Here is a 16,556-nt window from a genome sequence, read left to right as displayed (position 1 = left end):
CTGCGTGCTTACGACTGCATCGCCAGGCAGCTCATCTTTGCTTTCTTCATTTCGTTGCACACGTCGGCCGCATCATCGCGCCCGCCGAAACCGCTGAAGCGGGCGCGGAAGAACACCTGCCCATTCTTCTCGAAGCGCTCGACATAAGGCTTCATCGCGCCGAGCGTGCCGACCTTTGACGAGGCGTCGCTGATCAGCGAATTGGCGCCGGTCTCGGTAGGCGAGGCGCCAATCTGGACAATCCAGCCAGTCGGCTGCGGGGCCACCGGCTCGGGCTGGACTTCCGCCACTGCAATCGGGGCAGGGGCGGGCTGGTTCTCGACCGGCGCGGCCGCGACCGCGGTGCTGCCGGACGTCATGAGATCGAGCGGCTCGCCTGCCTCGCCGATACCGACCGGCGGCAGCAGCGGGGCCGAGGGGGCGGTCTGCCCAAGCGGAGCCGGGGCGGCGCCGAGCGAGAAGGTGTCGCTGAGCCACGCGCCGATGACGTCGAGCGGGCGGTCCGGTTCCTGCGCCGCGGCGACAGCAGTCGGCTGCGCCAGGGACTTGGCGGCCTGCACGGCTTCATCGAAGCCGAGATCGGCCGGACGGGCGCTCGGCATCGGGGCTACGTCGCCGATCGCGGCGACGGCGATGGCGTCCGGCTGCTGGATGGCTTCGGTGGGCTGCATCTGTGCGGCCACGGAGACGGTGCCGCCGTTGAGGCGGAACGACGGGTAGGGTAGCGGCATCACCGGGGTCGGATCGGCGGAGGCAACCATGACGGTCGCGCCCTTGCGGCCCGGCTGCGGGATCATCGCCACGTCGAGATAGCCGCCGCTGCGGCTCTTGGGCAGGTATTTCTTCACGAGCTCGCGCACCTTGGCGTCTCGCTTGCCGCTTGAATCGAAGCCGAAACCGACGACGACGATGTGGTGGCCGTCGGTACGGGCCGCGGTCAGCAGGTTGAAGCCGGAGGCATTGGTATAGCCGGTCTTGATGCCATCCACGCCATTCGAGCCAAGCAGCCGGTTGTGGTTGCCGTAGGTGCGCTTGCCATAGGAGAACGACTTGGTCTGGAAGTACGCGTAGTACTTCGGGAAGTGCTGGTAGACGGCGGCGCCGAGGGTAGCCTGGTCGCGCACGGTGGTGACCTGGCCGGGGTTCGGCAGGCCGGATGCATTTTTGTAAGTTGTGTTGCCCATGCCGAGCGCGCGCGCCGTCGAGGTCATGCGCTGCGCGAACGCGCTCTCGGAACCGGAGATGTTCTCGGCGATCACGCGGGCGATGTCGTTGGCCGAGATGGTGACGAGCGCCTTAATGGCGTTCTCGACGGTGATGGTGGAGCCGGCCTTGATGCCCAGCTTGGTGGGCACGGCCGAGGCGGCGTACTTCGACACCGTGAGCTTGGTCTTCAAGGTAATGTTACCGGCCTCCAGTTCCTGGAACAGGACGTAGAGGGTCATCACCTTGGTTACGGATGCTGGGTAGCGTGCAGCGTCAGCGTTCTCGTCGTAGAGGATCTTGCCCGACTTCGCGTCGAGGACGATGCCGGCATATTTGCGGGGAACTGAAGCGGCTTCGGCAGCGGAAATGGCCGGAAGCAGCAGGGCTGCGGCGACCAGGACGGCGGCCACGATACGCGGGAAAAGCTCGCGCAAATGGGAAAAATGCTTCGACGAAAGCACCCGGTACTCCAACTACACTCGGGCGCTAACACCGCCCGTACTCATCACTTTGGAGAAGCGGCGCCAAGTCCTCCCAAGCCGGACCCGACACGCTCCCTGTCAGCATCGAGATTAGGCATGCCGCCTTACCATTTCGCTAAAATGCGATGCTTTCCGGGCACTTGATTAAAGAGCTGCAACCAACCGGCACCTGCTCCAAAGTTTAGGTACTAGGCCACTTAACAACAGGGGGACTTAGCCTACATAATGGCCTCACCATGCTGCTTCGAACCGACCTCCCACTGACCCGAGCCATGCGTGCCCCCATCGCCGTGGAGACTGCACCGAAAGGTGCGGCGAGACCCCTGCGCGGTGCCGGCGACGACGGCGAGGATCGCCGGGGGAACGGTGGAAGCAAGCACGATACGGCGACCATCACGAAGCCCAAGACCCGGAGCAAGCGGCCCAGCCTCTATCGGGTGCTGCTGCTCAACGACGACTACACCCCAATGGAGTTCGTCGTTTTGGTCCTGCAGGACGTATTCAACAAGACCCGGGAAGACGCCATGCGGGTCATGCTCCACGTGCACAACCACGGCGTGGGCGAGTGTGGCATCTATCCGTTCGAAGTGGCCGAGACCAAGGTCACCAGGGTCATGGACGCGGCACGCAAGAACCAGCACCCGCTGCAGTGCGTGATGGAAAAGCAATAGGAACCGACATATGCCCTCTTTCTCCCGCGGACTTGAGAAGGCCCTCCATCAGGCAATGAACCTGGCGCGCGAGCGTGCCCACGAGTTCGCGACGCTGGAGCACCTGCTGCTTGCCCTCACCGACGACCGCGACACCATCGCGGTACTGACCGGTTGCGACGTCGATATCGAAGCCCTGAAGTCCGACCTCGAGGATTTCATCAACGAGGAACTCGACAGCCTCGTTGTGCCCAACGGACAGGATGCGCGCCCAACCGCCGCGTTCCAGCGCGTGATCCAGCGCGCCGTCATTCATGTGCAGTCGTCCGGCAAGGAAGAGGTTACGGGTGCCAACGTGCTCGTCGCCATCTTTGCCGAGCGCGAGAGCCACGCTGCCTACTTCCTCGAGCAGCAGGACATGACCCGGCTCGATGCGGTGAACTTCATCTCGCACGGCATCACCAAGTCGGGCCCGAGCGAGGATCGCCGCGTGCGCGGCGCCGAGAGCCCGACTGGCAACAATCAGGGCGAGGACGGCGAGCGCTCCGGCAACGGCCAGAGCTCGGCTCTCGCCGACTTCTGCGTGAACCTCAACGACAAGGCCCGCGCCGGCAAGATCGACCCTCTGATCGGGCGCGATCCGGAACTGCGCCGCACCATCCAGGTGCTGTGCCGCCGCTCGAAGAACAACCCGATCTATGTGGGTGACGCCGGCGTCGGCAAGACCGCCATCGCCGAGGGCCTTGCCCGCAAGATCGTCGAGGGTGATGTTCCCGAAGTGCTCCGCGAGTCGGTGATTTACGCGCTCGACATGGGCTCGCTGCTCGCCGGCACCCGCTATCGCGGCGACTTCGAAGAGCGGCTGAAGGCCGTGATGAAGGAGCTCGAGAAGCACCCCGACGCGATCCTGTTCATCGACGAGATCCATACCGTGATCGGCGCCGGCGCCACCTCGGGCGGCGCGCTCGATGCCAGCAACCTGCTGAAGCCGGCTTTGGCTTCGGGTAATATCCGCTGCATCGGCTCGACCACCTACAAGGAGTACCGCCAGTTCTTCGAGAAGGACCGGGCCCTCGTCCGGCGCTTCCAGAAGATCGACGTCGCCGAGCCGACCATTCCGGACGCGATCGAGATCGTGAAGGGCCTGCGCCCTTATTTCGAGGACTACCACAAGCTCAAGTACACCGATGAGGCCCTGAAGGCCGCGGTGGAGCTGAGCGCGCGCTACATCAATGACAGGAAGCTCCCCGACAAGGCGATCGACGTGATCGACGAGACGGGCGCCAGCCAGATGCTGCTGACGCCGGAGAACCGCAAGACCATCATCGACGTGCCGGATATCGAGCAGACCATTGCGACGATGGCCCGCATTCCGCCCAAGTCGGTGTCGAAGTCGGATTCCGAACTGCTCGCCAATCTCGAGAACAACCTCAAGACGGTGGTGTTCGGTCAGGATGTCGCGATCACGGCGCTCGCTTCGGCGATCAAGCTGGCCCGGGCCGGGCTGCGCGAGCCGGAAAAGCCGATCGGTTCGTACCTGTTCACCGGTCCGACCGGCGTGGGCAAGACCGAGGTGGCGAAGCAACTGGCGGATACGCTGGGCGTCGAACTCCTGCGCTTCGATATGTCGGAGTACATGGAGCGCCACACCGTCTCGAGGCTTATCGGCGCCCCTCCGGGCTATGTCGGCTTCGACCAGGGCGGCCTGCTCACCGATGGCGTGGACCAGCATCCGCATTGCGTGGTGCTGCTCGACGAAATCGAGAAGGCGCATCCGGACCTGTTCAACATCCTGTTGCAGGTGATGGACCACGGCAAGCTGACGGACCACAACGGCAAGTCGGTCGACTTCCGCAACGTGATCCTGATCATGACGTCGAACGTCGGCGCCATGGAGCTGCAGAAGTCGCCGATCGGCTTCGGGCGCAAGCGCGAGCAGGGTGACGACGAGGAAGCGATCAACCGGATGTTCACGCCGGAGTTCCGCAATCGCCTCGACGCCATCATCTCGTTCGGCCCGCTGCCGCCGCAGGTTGTCCGCCGCGTCGTCGAGAAGTTCGTGCTGCAGCTCGAAGGCCAGCTGGCCGAGCGCGGCGTCACGATCGAGCTGACCCCGGAAGCCGCCGAGTGGCTGGCCGTGCGTGGCTACGACGAGCGCATGGGTGCGCGCCCGCTGGGTCGTGTGATCCAGGAGCACGTCAAGAAGCCGCTGGCCGACCAGGTGCTGTTCGGCGAACTGCAGAACGGCGGCTCGGTGACCGTTGCGGTCGTCGGCGTTGGCCCCGATGCCAAGCTCGAGCTGATCGCGGTTCCGCCGCGCCCGGCCCGGCCGAAGGCCATCGCCGCGCCCAAAATCAAGAAGGCCAAGGTCGAGAAGGCCGCCGACAAGCCGGCAGAAGAGAAGAGCTGATTTCCCATGCAGGGAAGTTAGGCAGAGGCCGGGAGCAATCCCGGCCTTTTGCTTTGGCCGAACGGTCTTGACGTGGCGAATGGTTTTGGGGGCGAAGCCGCCTAGGCTGGAACTGCAGGCCGTGAATGACCTCGCCGGGCAACCTCCCGGTGCGCTGCGACGACGGCGGCTTCTATGCTGCTTTCATAGGGCACGTCCGGCGGCCTCACTCCGTGCGACGTCAGGGCCTTCCTTACGGCAGGTGTGGCGCCGGAGATCAGCAGCACGACATGATGGCGGGCCGCCTTGCGGGCAATGCCCTCGATGGTGTTGGCGGCGGTCGAGTCGATGAAGGGTACGGCCGAGAAATCAATGACGAAGGCGCGGTGCTGATCGGCGATACGGTCGAGTACCGATCCCACGGTCGATGCGGCGCCGAAGAAGAAGGCGCCGGTGATGCGGTAGACGGCCACATCTGGATCGGTAGCTATGGCCGAATCGTAGGGGCGCCGGTCGACTCCGGCGGTGTCGGCCTGATCCTCGGGGATCGGGGGCACGTGGACTTCGACGCCGGCCGATTGTGCCATACGGTGGATGAAGAGAAGCGCGCCCAGCGCGAAGCCGACGACGATACCTTCGGTGAGGCCGCGGAACACCGTTAGCCCGAAGGTCGCCAGCAACACGACGGCATCGCCCGGCGACGTTCGGAGTAAGGTAGCGAAGGCCTGCTTCTCCGCCATGTTCCAGGCAACGACCACCAGCACGGCGGCCAGTGCCGCAAGCGGAATGAAGCTCGCCAGCGGCGCCGCGACCAGCATGAACAGAACGATGAAGACAGAGTGGAATATGCCGGCGAGGGGGCTGCGGGCGCCGGAGCGGACGTTGGTGGCGGTGCGGGCGACTGTACCGGTCGCGCAGATGCCTCCGAACAGGGCCGAGCCGATATTGGCGATCCCCTGGGCGACGAGCTCCATGTTGGACCGGTGCCGCCGTCCGGTCATGCCATCAGCGACCATGGCAGACAGGAGCGACTCGATGGCGCCCAGCAAGGCGAACGAAATGGCGTCGGGCAGGACGGCCTGCACCTTCTCGAAGGAGATGGGCGGCAGCGTAGGTACGGGGAGCGTGCTCGGGATGCCGCCGAAACGAGTGCCGATGGTTTCCACTGGCAGATTGAACAGCGCCGTCGCGGCTGCCGCGCAGACCACGGCAATCAGGATGCCTGGCCAGTGTGGGCGGAGCCGGCGCAGCCCTATGATGATGCCCAGGCTGGCTGCGGCAACGGCAATGGCAGCCAGGTTGATCGTGCCGGCGGCCGAAGCCAGTGCCTCGAGCTTGGGGAGGATATCCCCGGACTCGCCAGCGGGCAGACTCAGGCCGAAAAGGTCACCGATCTGGCCTACGAACAAGATCACCGCAATGCCGGAAATGAAACCGACTGTCACCGGGTAGGGGATGAACTTGATGTAGCTGCCGAGGCGGAACACGCCCATCAGCAGCAGGATGAGGCCCGCCATAATGGTGGCCAGCAGCAGCCCATCGAGCCCGTGACGGCTGATGGTGGCAGCGACCAGCACGGTGAAGGCGGCGGCCGGTCCGCCAATCTGGAAGCGGCTGCCGCCCAGCGCCGAGATCAGGAAGCCGCCGATGGCCGCCGTGAACAGCCCGCGCTCCGGGGTGGTGCCCGAAGCAATCGCAATGGCCATGGAGAGCGGCAGGGCGACGATGGCAACCGTCAGCCCGGCAAGAACATCCGCCCGCAGGTCGGCAAGGTGATAGCCCTCGCGCAGCACCGTGACCAGCTTGGGAGTGAACAGGTCGGTGAGGGCGGGCTGGGCCGTGGAGGAACTCGGGGCAGGGGAGGCCATCGAATCATCGCCTTTCGCGGCATGCGCGGCGATCATCGGCAGAAGCCGCAATCGCCCATTACGTCCGGGTACTCAGTCGGGTTTCGGAACCGGTCGTCGAAGGCGCACGCCTCGGCCACCGGTCTCGCTGCGGGCGTTTTCGCCGATCAGTTCGACGCCCGCCTCGTTCAGGGCTTCGATCACTTTGGTGAGGGTTTCGACGATGCCGCGTACTGTGCCATCGCTGGCTTCCATGCGCTGGATGGTCGGCAGCGACACGCCAGCCATGTCGGCCAGCGTTTTCTGGTCGATGCCGAGCAGGGCCCGGGCGGCACGGAGTTGCGAGGCAGTCATCATCGGGTGCCAACGCCTGGACCAGCAAGTCTAGCGCAGAATGTCGACGAACTAATGCTCAGAACATCACTGTTGCGAGGTTAGCACCCCCGACCGGCGTCGGAAAGCGGATAGAGCTAGCTCCGCCCGTGAAAGATGAAGCCGATCATGAACAGCAGGTACACCGCTCCCGGAACGATCAGGGCCCCGACCTGCCAGTACCCGTAGGCGACGGCCCCGATGGCGGCGCCGAGCAAAAGAGCGAACCAGACCAGCAGGTGCTGGGCCCAGCGCAGCGGCGGGGCGTCGCCTCGGACGGCGCGTGCCAGATCCTGGCCTACCGCGAACAGCGTGCCAGTGACGAAGGTGGCGCCGAGGCGGACAGCGCCGGGTTGTGGCAGCACCGCGTTCTGTGCTCCCGCGGCAGCCGCCAGCGCGAGCATCGCCTGCGCGGCGGAGAAGCCGTTGGCGTGGAGCGTCAGGGTGATCAGCAAGCCGGCAATGACGATGGCCAGCACACCGACCCGGCCGCGAGGATGCCCTACGCTTGAGACGAGGCTGCCGATAAAGCTGCCGATGATGAACATGACCACGAGGCCCGCAGGCAGGGCCAGCGCCGGCCCCATGTGAGCGAGTCCGGCGCCCAGCTGCGTGGTGTTACCGCTCATGAACGAGGTGTAGAAGCCGCCCAGCTCGATGAAACCGACGACGTCGATCATGCCGGCCGCGGCTGTGAGCACGAGGCCAAGGGAGAGATGAGATGCCGGAGTCACGCCAGATTGGCCGCGATGGCTTTGGCCTGGGCGGCCAGCTCGGTGTCGTCGGCCTTCCCGCCATCCCCGTGGCGGCCGATGGGGACGCCCTCGTAGGCGGGGATGATGTGGAAGTGCAGGTGGAACACCGACTGGCCGGCCGGCGCTTCGTTGAATTGGGCGATGCGGATGCCGTCGGGGTTGAGGGCCGCCTGCACGGCATTGGCGACGCGCTGCACATGGGCAATAGCCGTGGCGAGGACCGCCGGATCGGCATCGAACAGGTTACGCGATGCGGCCTTGGGGATGACCAGCGTATGGCCCTTGGACTGCGGGAAGATATCCATCATCACCAGCACGTCCGCATCCTCGTAGACCTTGTGCGCGGGGATCTCGCCGCGGATGATCTTGCCGAAGATATTGGCGGGGTCGTAGGCGGTCACGAGGCGGCTCCCATCTCTTCGTCGGGTTCGTAATAGTTGCCGGGATAGGTCTCGATCGTCTCTTCGACGATATCGGCGGCGAGCCCGGTGCCATCCTCGAGGATGAGCTTGTCGCGCAGTTCCGCGGCAGCGATCGCGAAAGACGGGTCGGTATTCAACTCGTCGAGCGCCGAGGCGAGAATGGTCGGGGTAAGCTTGCGCAGCTTCACCGGTGCCGGACCGCAGCCCAGCTCATAGACGCGTCGGCCCCAATAGGGCTGGTCGAAGAAGTGCGGCACGACAAAGGTCGGCCGGCCGGCATAGAGGCCCGCATAGGTAGTGCCGGCGCCGCCGTGGTGGACGAGGGCCTTCATCAGCGGGAAGAGCTTGGTGTGCGGGGCCTTGTCGATCGAGTAGACCGTGTCCGGCAGGTCTTCGGACTTGATGCCGCCCCAGCCCTTGCCGACGACCGCGCGGCCGCCCCAATCCTTCAGGGCCTTGGTGACGATCTCGGTGTTGCGCTGCGCGCCCCACGGCATCGAGCCGAAGCCCAGGTAGATCGGCGCGTCGCCGGCATCGAGGAAGCGGCGGAATTCGGCATCCGGCTCCCAGCCGGTGGTGTCGTCGAGACGCCAGAAGCCGGTGACCGTCGTGGTCTCCGGCCAATCGCCCGGCGGGGGCGAGATGGTGCGGGAATAGGCGTGGAGCGCCGGGATCGGCTCGCCGCGCGCGTTCTTGGCAAAGCCCGAACGCTTGCGGCTGCGGAGGCCGAGCAGCTTGGCGCGCATCCGGTCGCGCGGGAAATCGTAGTAGCTCTGGTGTGCCGCCTGCACAACGTAGCTCAGCCGGTTGAACAGCGGATCAAGGCTGATGCGGTTGAACAGCGGCTCGGGAGCCGGGCCCTCATAGCCGAAATAGGGGAACTCGCCGGTCGGATTGATTGGCTGGAAGGCCGTCATGATCGCCGGGATGTCCAGCGCCTCGGCGACGTCCACTGCGAAATTGGTGGTCTGGTGGAAGATGATGCAGTCGACGTCCTGGGCCGTGGCCCAGAGATGCCGGCAGGCCTCCTTCATGATCTTCTGGCCGTCGCGCAGCAGTTTCGGCGCGTAGAGCAGCGAGTTCTTCGACATCACCAGGTCGAACTGGCTCTGGCGCATGAACGCCTGGATGTCGCTGCCCAGCGTCGCGAACGGGATGCCCTGGCCAGTGACGAAGCCTTCGAAGTCGCTCGTGGCGCAAAGGATGACCGAATGGCCACGCTTCATGAGCGCGAGCGCCAGCGCCGCGAAGGGTTGTACGTCACCCATCGTTCCGATCGCTGCGATTGCGATGCGCTTGCTCATTCAGTCTCCATGGCCGGGGGCAGGGCACTCCATCCCCCGGCAGTGTGGCCTCGCTGAGGCGGAAAATACTGCGCCGGACGACATCTCGTCTAGCCGGTGACTTGGAACCACAGGCGGAGCGGCGGCGCAACTGGCTGTTACTGCCGCTCCCCATGTCTGAAGGGGGTGTAACGCTCCAATTGTTCCTGCTCGCGCGCGACGGAGGCCCGCTCCTGCGCCACGAACTGCGCGACGGCATCTCGAAGCCCGGGGTGGCCGATCCAGTGCACCGACCGGGTCGTCGCCGGCTCGTAGCCGCGCGCCAGCTTGTGTTCGCCCTGCGCTCCTGCTTCGACGACCAACTGCTTGTGGGCGATCGCGTAGTCGATGGCCTGGTAGTAGCAGAGCTCGAAATGGAGGAACGGCACGTTCCGCGTCGCGCCCCAGTAGCGGCCGTAGAGCCGGTCATGCCCGATGAGGCTGAGCGTGCCCGCCACCGGTTGATCGCCGTCATAGGCGAACATCAAGAGGATGCGGTCGGCCATCGCCGCGGAGAGTAGAGAGAAGAAGCGGCGGTTGAGGTAAGGCCGGCCCCACTTCCGGTTGCCGGTGTCCTGGTAGAATTCGAAGAAGTGGTCCCAGACGGTTTCGGTCAGGTCCGATCCGGTGAGCCATTTCACCGTCAGTCCATCGGCGGCCAGGGCATCGCGCCGCTCGCGGCGGGTAACCTTGCGGTGACGGGAGGAGAGGGTTTCGAGGAAATCGTCGAAGCTGGAAAAGCCCTGGTTGTGCCAGTGGTACTGGGTGTCGTGACGCACCAGCCAGCCCGAGGTACGCGCCAGTTCCGCCTCCGCTTCGGTGACGAAGGTCGCGTGGACCGAGGAAACGTTGTTGCGCGTCGCCAGCTGTTCGGCGGTGCGGATCAGCGCAGTGCGGTGGGCGTCGTCGCGGGCGAGGAAGCGTGGGCCGGTCACAGGGGTGAACGGCACGGCACATTGGAGCTTGGGGTAGTAGTCGCCGCCGGCGCGCTGGAAGGCATCGGCCCAGCCGTGGTCGAACACGTATTCGCCCTGCGAGTGCGACTTGAGATAGAGCGGCATGACGCCGACCGGCTCGCCCGCGCTGTCGTTCAGCAGCAGATGCTGCGGCAGCCAGCCGGTGCGTTCGCTCGCCGATCCGGACTGTTCGGCCGCCAGGAAGAAGGCGTGGTCGAGAAAGGGGTTGTCGACGACGCCGTCATGGTTCGGCGCCAGCCCGTTCCATACCGCCGCAGGAATTTCCGCGACGGAGCTGACGACATTTGCGCTGAGCGGTGCGTCAGGCACTTGGCGGTTCGAACCCTTCGAAAACGATCTGGTCGGCCTTGCCGATCACGGCCATTGCAGCGACGGGCGTCTTGATCGTCCAGGCCGTCACCGGCAGGCCGAGTGCCCGGAAGAAGCGGACCGCCGGCAGGTGGAGCGACTGGTCGCGGCAGGAGATGAACTCGAACCGGCTGGCTGGATAGTGCAGCAGGTGGCGGAGCGCGAACTTGGTGCCGCCTGCGAGATGCTGGTCCCACTCGGGCTCATCGTATCCGTAGGTGACGATGCCGAGCGGCATTGTGGCGCCGCGCTTGCGGACTTCGATCAGGAGCTTCGGATCGAAGGACTCGATCGTCACCGGGCCACTGTAACCCTTGAGGGCGTCCATCACGGTCTGCGCCAGAACTTCGGTGGCGGCCTGGTTAGGCTGCTGCTTCAGTTCGATCTGCAGCAGCGTCCGGCCGGCGATCTGGGCGAGGAACTCGGTGAATCGCTGCGGCGTGTCACCGGTCGAACTGTCGATCAGCTTGTAGCTCGCCAGCTCGGCCATGGTGCGGGCATTGACGGGACCCTCGACACCCGTGAGGCGGTCGAGGTCATCGTCGTGGAAGATCATCGGGATGCCATCGCGGCTGAGCTGGACGTCGCACTCGATGGCGTAGCCCTTCTCGATGGCAGCGGCGAAGGCGCTGGCCGTGTTCTCGATGATCCCGCGCCCGCGGTCATGCAGGCCGCGATGGGCGATGGGACGATCGAAAACGGGTTTGGCACACATGGATCAGGCCGTCATATGGGGTTGCGATTGGTCGGGCGCTAGCAGCCCCGCATGACAGTTTCGCGTCGCCCAGGTCAGTCCTCGACTTCGATGATGCCTTCGACTTCGACGGCCGCGCCGAGCGGCAGCGCCGCCATGCCGACGGCCGAGCGGGCATGCTTGCCCTTGTCGCCGAGGACGCCGACGATGAGATTGGAGGCGCCATTGGCGACGAGGTGATGCTCGGCGAATTCCGGGGTCGAGTTCACGAACACGGTGAGCTTCAGCACCTTCCTGACCTTGCTCAGGTCGACGCCGGCGGTGTGGACGATCTGACTGAGGAAGTTCACGGCCGCCAGTTCGGCGGCGTTGCCACCCTGTACGACATTCATGGTCTCGCCGAGCTTACCTTCGGCCACGCCATTGGCATCCGACGAGATCTGACCGGAGACGTAGACGATGTTGCCGGTCCGCGTGACCGGGATGTATGTCGCAACCGGCGCCTTCGGCATGGGCAGCTCGTAGCCATACTCGCGGAGCTTATCGAGGGGGCTGGTCATCGTTGTTCTCTTCCGTCTCTTCGTCTTGTTTGCGGGCGGCGCGTGCCTTGACCCGATCATAGAGCTTGCCGCGGATCACCGCATCCCGCCCGAATTTGTCGCGTACCCGGTCAATGGCCCGTTCGGCGGCTGCTCGGCGTGCGATTCCCGGTTCGATCAGATCGACAGGGTCGACGCCATCCGCCTCCGATATCCCGCTGACCCCGATGCCGATCAGCCGGAACGCCGTCCCATCGGTCTCCCGGGCGAGCAGCTGCATGCCGGTTTCGTAAAGCACGTTCGCAAGTTGCGTCGGAATCATCAAGTGCCGGGCGCGCGTCCTGAGGCGGAATCCGGCCGACTTCAGCTTGAGCGTTACGGTATCGCCGAGGATGCGCTTGGCCTTGAGTCGGTCCGATAGCCGCTCGCACAGCGCCAGCAGTTCGGTTGAGAGTTCGTCGAACCCCTTGAGGTCGGTGTTGAACGTTGTCTCGGCTGAAACGGTCTTCATCTGGTCGTCGGTCGAGACGGCCCGCGCATCCTCGCCCCGGGCGAGCTTCGCCAGCCGGGCGCCGGAATCGCCGTAGCGGCGCATCAGTTCGATCGGGTCGGCCTGCTGCAGCTGACCGATCGTATCGAATCCGTCCTTGTGCAGTGTCTCGGCGAACACTTTGCCGACCCCGAAGATGAGGCTCACCGGCTGGCGCGCCAGGAATTCGACCGTCTCGGCCCGGCCGATCACCGCGAAGCCGCGCGGCTTGTCGAGATCGGAGGCAATCTTGGCGAGGAACTTGTTGTGGCTGAGCCCAACCGAGATGGTGACGCCGACCTTCTGCTCGACCTCCTTCGCGAACCGCGCCAGCACCACCGCCGGGCTGGCGCGGTGCAGCGTCTCGGTGCCGGTGAGATCGAGAAAGGCCTCGTCGATGGAGAGCGGCTCGACCAGCGGTGTCAATGCATCCATCAGCGCCCGGATTTCGCGGCTGACGGCGACGTATTTCGCCATGTTGGGTGGAATGATCACCGCATGCGGGCAGAGTTCGCGTGCCTTAAACATCGGCATGGCCGAGCGCACGCCATATTGCCGGGCGATGTAGCAGCAGGTGGAGACGACGCCGCGCACGCCCCCGCCGATGATCAGCGGCTTGTCGACGAGGCTGGGGTTGTCGCGCTTTTCCACCGAGGCATAGAACGCGTCGCAATCCACATGGGCGATCGAGAGGGCGCCGAGCTCGTTGTGCGCGATGATGCGAGGTGAGCCGCAGGTCCGGCAGCGACTAAGCGGCTCGATCGCGTTCACCGTCGCTGAACAATCCCGGCAAAGCGAGAGCATCGGTCATCCCGAGGGGTTGAGCCTGGCCCAGACCCGCATGAAGTCGTCCGGCCTGAAGCTGTTATTGGCCGCCAGGGCCAGCAGCAGGGCCTCGTTGCTGGCGAAATAGTCGATCAGGCCATGGTCGAGCCCGGCCGTGCCTGCCGCCCTGCGCAGGGCGTCCGGGGAATAGCCGGTCATGCCCATGAACTCGGCCAGCTGCGAAGGGTTCTCGGCGAGATGGTGCAGGCAAAGCTCGCCGAGCGAGCGGGGGGTGAGTTCTGATCTGGGCAAAGGGCAGGGCTGTCGTTGGCGGTTCGCTAATCGATTGATGTTACCCCGAAACTGCGGCAGAACACGAGGCCTGCCGAAGTGCCCCAGGGCGGATTCGAGTCCATATGCCCAAGACAGTGATGATCGTCGAAGATAACGAGCTCAACATGAAGCTCTTCAACGATCTGCTTGAATCTCGTGGATATTCCATCGTCCAGACCCGCAACGGCCTGGAGGCGCTGGACCTCGCCCGTGCACACCGGCCCGACCTGATCCTGATGGACATCCAGTTGCCCGAGGTCTCGGGCCTCGTCGTGACACAGTGGCTCAAGGAAGACGACGAACTGATGTCGATTCCCGTCATCGCCGTCACTGCCTTCGCCATGAAGGGCGACGAGGAACGAATCCTGCAGGGCGGCTGCGAGGGATACATCTCCAAGCCGATCTCCGTGCCTCACTTTTTGGAAACGATTGCCCGGTACATTGGACCAGCCAACTAGCTGGCAATCGGGCACATTTCCTCAAATCGCGGAGGCTGAGGTCTTTGACGGCGCGGGTGCTGATCGTCGACGATATTCCAACGAACGTCCGTCTGCTCGAGGCGCGGCTTTCGGCTGAATATTTTGACGTTGTTACCGCCGCAACCGGCAAGGACGCGCTCGCCATCTGCGCGGGCGGCGACATCGATCTCGTCCTGCTCGATGTGATGATGCCCGAAATGGATGGCTTCGAAGTCTGCGCCCGGCTCAAGGCCGATCCCGCGACCAGCCATGTGCCGGTGCTCATGGTCACTGCGCTCGACCAGCCCTCGGACCGCGTCCGCGGGCTCGAGGCCGGCGCCGACGATTTCATCACCAAGCCGCTCGACGATGTGCAACTGATGGCACGCGTCAAGAGCCTGGCGCGGCTCAAGGCCTTGACCGATGAGCTCAGAGCCCGGGCGCGCACCGGCCAGGAGATCGCCATCGAGGACGCCATTCGCGCGATGGATTCCATCGATCACGACAACGGGCGCATCCTTCTCGTCGATACCGACCCGCGCCATGCCGAGCGGGTGAAGGGCTACCTCAGCGCCAGCAACCGCGTCGACGTGCTGGCCCATCCAGCCGACGCCGCGCTGGTGGTCAGCGGCGGTACCTACGAGCTGGCGCTGGTTTCGATGGCGCTCAATGATTTCGACCCGCTGCGCGTCTGTTCGCAGATGCGCACTGCGGAGCTGTCCCGCACTCTGCCGATCATCCTGATCGCCGAGGAAGACGACAAGCCGCGCGTCGTGCGCGGGCTCGATCTCGGGGTCAACGATTTCATCATGCGGCCGGTCGAGCGCAACGAACTGCTGGCGCGCGTCCGCACGCAGATCCGGCGGCAGCGCTATGCGATGGAACTGCGCCGCAGCGTCAACAATACACTGGCTCTGGCCGTGACCGACGAACTGACCGGGCTCTACAACCGGCGTTACTTCGAGCGGCATCTGGCGATGATGCAGACCAAGGCCATCGAGCAGCAGCGCGACATGGCGGTGATGCTGATCGACATGGACTATTTCAAGCAGGTCAACGACACCCACGGCCACGATACTGGGGACTCCGTGCTACGTGAGTTCGCCGACCGGCTGCGCCGCAATATTCGCGGCGTCGACCTCGCCTGCCGATTCGGCGGCGAGGAATTCGTGGTGCTGATGCCCGATACCGATTTCCAGCAGGCACAGGGCGTTGCCGAGCGGGTGCGCACTGCCGTGGCGGAAAAAGGGTTCGACAACGGCAAGGGCCGTTCGCTGCCGGTTACGGTTTCGATCGGGCTGGCGTTGAACGATGGGCGTGTCGACACGCCCGAATCCCTGCTGAAACGCGCCGATGTGGCGCTCTACCGCGCCAAGCGCGAAGGCCGGAACCGGGTCGTCTACGACGCCGCGTGAACAGCCAAGTCCGCTGAAGCAGGGCGTCTGATCAATTAAGGTTAAGGGTTAGTAACGTTTTCCGCGGCCTATTTAATTGGCCGTAAGAAAGGGCTAAGTTGCCCCATCAGTTACCGCCGACACACTCGGTGTCAGCAGCTAACCCTACGGTTCTCCTCAGGTCCGCCGCAACTCCTGGGTCCGTAGGGAGGCTGGTTCGCAGCGGACAAGAGTGGCCTCTTCGACATGCCGCTGCGGACCAGCCGACTTAATTCAGGAACGCCCGTCCCGTATACCGGGGCGGGCGTTTTCCATTCGTGATGCGCATAACGAAAAACCCCGCGCCAGGGCGCGGGGCTTCGTTTTCCACAGGCGTAGCCTGATTATTTAATCTTGGCTTCCTTGAACTCGACGTGCTTGCGCACGACCGGGTCGTACTTCTTGAACGAGAGCTTCTCGGTCTGGGTACGCGAGTTCTTCTTGGTGACATAGTAGAAGCCCGTGTCAGCGGTCGACACGAGCTTGATCTTCAAAGATACGGCTTTGGCCATCGTTCAGGTTCCTTTACGCGGGCCACAGGACCGCTCAAATTTGGCCGGAAACTACGGATTTTCGGCCCGTTGTCAAGGCGATACCGAGGACGGCTTCGCTCAGACGTCGCTACGGGCGATCTCGGCCGCCGAGCGGGTCGGATCGAAGCCGTACATGTAGTTGGCCCACTGCAGCCCGACCACGGCGCCCTTGATCGAGGGCAGCATGATGAGCGGCAGGATGATCGCCGCGGGAATCATTGTCAGCACGTAGAGCATCGGATCGACCGTTCCGCTCATCTCGGCGTGCAGCATCCACCCGATCAGCACATGGCCGACGATGAAGATGGCGATATAGGGCGGGAAGTCATCGGCACGGGCAGCGCTCAGCTCGAGGCCGCAGTTGGGGCAGGTGTCGTTTACCTTGAGGTAGGACCGGAACAGCTTGCCTTTGCCGCAATTGGGGCACTTGCACGCCAGCCCGTTGCCGATCGCCTTCCACAGCGACCGGTGCTCCCGATAGGTCTCAACCTGAACAGCCATG

Annotated in this window: 17 protein-coding genes; 4 read left to right on the top strand and 13 right to left on the bottom strand. The window is 64.5% G+C overall.

Annotated elements, in window-relative coordinates; genetic code table 11:
• Positions 1 to 8 precede the first annotated feature (8 nt).
• Complete coding sequence (locus ACOYW5_RS04555; RefSeq protein ID WP_423068072.1) at positions 9 to 1,640, bottom strand: serine hydrolase; 1,632 nt, start codon at positions 1,638 to 1,640, stop codon at positions 9 to 11.
• Between the two features lie 320 nt (positions 1,641 to 1,960).
• On the opposite strand from ACOYW5_RS04555, the gene clpS reads away from it, so the two are divergent.
• A complete protein-coding gene (clpS, locus tag ACOYW5_RS04550; protein WP_423068071.1) occupies positions 1,961 to 2,359 on the top strand; it encodes an ATP-dependent Clp protease adapter ClpS in 399 nt (132 codons plus the stop codon).
• 10 nt (positions 2,360 to 2,369) lie between these two features.
• On the top strand, positions 2,370 to 4,748 hold the full coding sequence (gene clpA / locus ACOYW5_RS04545) for an ATP-dependent Clp protease ATP-binding subunit ClpA (RefSeq protein ID WP_423068070.1): 2,379 nt from the start codon (positions 2,370 to 2,372) through the stop codon (positions 4,746 to 4,748).
• Between the two features lie 101 nt (positions 4,749 to 4,849).
• On the opposite strand, the gene ACOYW5_RS04540 is transcribed toward clpA, so the two are convergent.
• From ACOYW5_RS04540 to ACOYW5_RS04495, 10 genes are all read right to left on the bottom strand, one after another.
• Complete coding sequence (locus ACOYW5_RS04540) at positions 4,850 to 6,595, bottom strand: SulP family inorganic anion transporter (RefSeq protein ID WP_423068069.1); 1,746 nt, start codon at positions 6,593 to 6,595, stop codon at positions 4,850 to 4,852.
• A gap of 72 nt (positions 6,596 to 6,667) precedes the next feature.
• The gene (locus ACOYW5_RS04535) at positions 6,668 to 6,931 is read right to left on the bottom strand and encodes a helix-turn-helix domain-containing protein (protein WP_423068068.1); all 264 of its coding nucleotides are present in this window, start codon (positions 6,929 to 6,931) and stop codon (positions 6,668 to 6,670) included.
• 113 nt (positions 6,932 to 7,044) lie between these two features.
• Complete coding sequence (locus ACOYW5_RS04530) at positions 7,045 to 7,680, bottom strand: YoaK family protein (RefSeq protein ID WP_423068067.1); 636 nt, start codon at positions 7,678 to 7,680, stop codon at positions 7,045 to 7,047.
• Complete coding sequence (locus tag ACOYW5_RS04525) at positions 7,677 to 8,102, bottom strand: HIT family protein (protein WP_423068066.1); 426 nt, start codon at positions 8,100 to 8,102, stop codon at positions 7,677 to 7,679. Before ACOYW5_RS04525 ends, ACOYW5_RS04530 begins: the two co-directional genes overlap by 4 nt.
• Positions 8,099 to 9,427, bottom strand: coding sequence for a glycosyltransferase (locus ACOYW5_RS04520; RefSeq protein WP_423068065.1), 1,329 nt, complete (start codon positions 9,425 to 9,427; stop codon positions 8,099 to 8,101). The genes ACOYW5_RS04525 and ACOYW5_RS04520 overlap by 4 nt, the downstream gene beginning before the upstream one ends.
• Before the next feature lie 137 nt (positions 9,428 to 9,564).
• Positions 9,565 to 10,731, bottom strand: coding sequence for a GNAT family N-acetyltransferase (locus tag ACOYW5_RS04515; RefSeq protein WP_423068064.1), 1,167 nt, complete (start codon positions 10,729 to 10,731; stop codon positions 9,565 to 9,567).
• A complete protein-coding gene (locus ACOYW5_RS04510; RefSeq protein ID WP_423068063.1) occupies positions 10,724 to 11,485 on the bottom strand; it encodes a glycerophosphodiester phosphodiesterase family protein in 762 nt (253 codons plus the stop codon). Before ACOYW5_RS04510 ends, ACOYW5_RS04515 begins: the two co-directional genes overlap by 8 nt.
• 74 nt (positions 11,486 to 11,559) lie before the next feature.
• Positions 11,560 to 12,024, bottom strand: coding sequence for a RidA family protein (locus ACOYW5_RS04505; protein WP_423068062.1), 465 nt, complete (start codon positions 12,022 to 12,024; stop codon positions 11,560 to 11,562).
• The gene (locus ACOYW5_RS04500) at positions 12,005 to 13,336 is read right to left on the bottom strand and encodes a DNA polymerase IV (protein ID WP_423068061.1); all 1,332 of its coding nucleotides are present in this window, start codon (positions 13,334 to 13,336) and stop codon (positions 12,005 to 12,007) included. Before ACOYW5_RS04500 ends, ACOYW5_RS04505 begins: the two co-directional genes overlap by 20 nt.
• Positions 13,337 to 13,339: 3 nt before the next feature.
• Positions 13,340 to 13,609 carry a DUF3572 family protein gene (locus tag ACOYW5_RS04495; protein ID WP_423068060.1) on the bottom strand — a complete coding sequence of 90 codons (270 nt, stop codon included), beginning with the start codon at positions 13,607 to 13,609 and terminating at the stop codon, positions 13,340 to 13,342.
• Positions 13,610 to 13,713: 104 nt separating this feature from the next.
• Between ACOYW5_RS04495 and ACOYW5_RS04490 the strand changes: the two genes are divergently transcribed.
• Both ACOYW5_RS04490 and ACOYW5_RS04485 read left to right on the top strand, forming a co-directional pair.
• Positions 13,714 to 14,088, top strand: coding sequence for a response regulator (locus tag ACOYW5_RS04490; RefSeq protein WP_423068059.1), 375 nt, complete (start codon positions 13,714 to 13,716; stop codon positions 14,086 to 14,088).
• A 44-nt stretch (positions 14,089 to 14,132) separates the two neighbouring features.
• Complete coding sequence (locus ACOYW5_RS04485; protein WP_423068058.1) at positions 14,133 to 15,503, top strand: PleD family two-component system response regulator; 1,371 nt, start codon at positions 14,133 to 14,135, stop codon at positions 15,501 to 15,503.
• Positions 15,504 to 15,865: 362 nt separating this feature from the next.
• Here the strand turns inward: ACOYW5_RS04485 and rpmG are convergent, their stop codons facing one another.
• A complete protein-coding gene (gene rpmG / locus ACOYW5_RS04480) occupies positions 15,866 to 16,033 on the bottom strand; it encodes a 50S ribosomal protein L33 (RefSeq protein ID WP_055048921.1) in 168 nt (55 codons plus the stop codon).
• 99 nt (positions 16,034 to 16,132) lie between these two features.
• Positions 16,133 to 16,555, bottom strand: coding sequence for a DUF983 domain-containing protein (locus ACOYW5_RS04475; protein ID WP_423068057.1), 423 nt, complete (start codon positions 16,553 to 16,555; stop codon positions 16,133 to 16,135).
• Position 16,556 lies beyond the last annotated feature (1 nt).

Source organism: Devosia sp. CN2-171 (assembly GCF_049354815.1).
In the GTDB taxonomy this organism is placed as follows: Bacteria; Pseudomonadota; Alphaproteobacteria; order Rhizobiales; family Devosiaceae; genus Devosia_A.
Note: the sequence above shows the minus strand (reverse complement) of the source record. Positions and strands in the feature narration are given on the sequence as shown.

Coding starts and splice junctions, on each gene's coding strand:
- ACOYW5_RS04535 (WP_423068068.1), bottom strand. CDS start 6,931: ATGATGACTGCCTCGCAACTCCGTGCCGCCCGGGCCCTGCTCGGCATC.
- rpmG (WP_055048921.1), bottom strand. CDS start 16,033: ATGGCCAAAGCCGTATCTTTGAAGATCAAGCTCGTGTCGACCGCTGAC.
- clpA (WP_423068070.1), top strand. CDS start 2,370: ATGCCCTCTTTCTCCCGCGGACTTGAGAAGGCCCTCCATCAGGCAATG.
- ACOYW5_RS04500 (WP_423068061.1), bottom strand. CDS start 13,336: ATGCTCTCGCTTTGCCGGGATTGTTCAGCGACGGTGAACGCGATCGAG.
- ACOYW5_RS04490 (WP_423068059.1), top strand. CDS start 13,714: ATGCCCAAGACAGTGATGATCGTCGAAGATAACGAGCTCAACATGAAG.
- ACOYW5_RS04520 (WP_423068065.1), bottom strand. CDS start 9,427: ATGAGCAAGCGCATCGCAATCGCAGCGATCGGAACGATGGGTGACGTA.
- ACOYW5_RS04475 (WP_423068057.1), bottom strand. CDS start 16,555: ATGGCTGTTCAGGTTGAGACCTATCGGGAGCACCGGTCGCTGTGGAAG.
- ACOYW5_RS04505 (WP_423068062.1), bottom strand. CDS start 12,024: ATGACCAGCCCCCTCGATAAGCTCCGCGAGTATGGCTACGAGCTGCCC.
- clpS (WP_423068071.1), top strand. CDS start 1,961: ATGCGTGCCCCCATCGCCGTGGAGACTGCACCGAAAGGTGCGGCGAGA.
- ACOYW5_RS04510 (WP_423068063.1), bottom strand. CDS start 11,485: ATGTGTGCCAAACCCGTTTTCGATCGTCCCATCGCCCATCGCGGCCTG.
- ACOYW5_RS04540 (WP_423068069.1), bottom strand. CDS start 6,595: ATGGCCTCCCCTGCCCCGAGTTCCTCCACGGCCCAGCCCGCCCTCACC.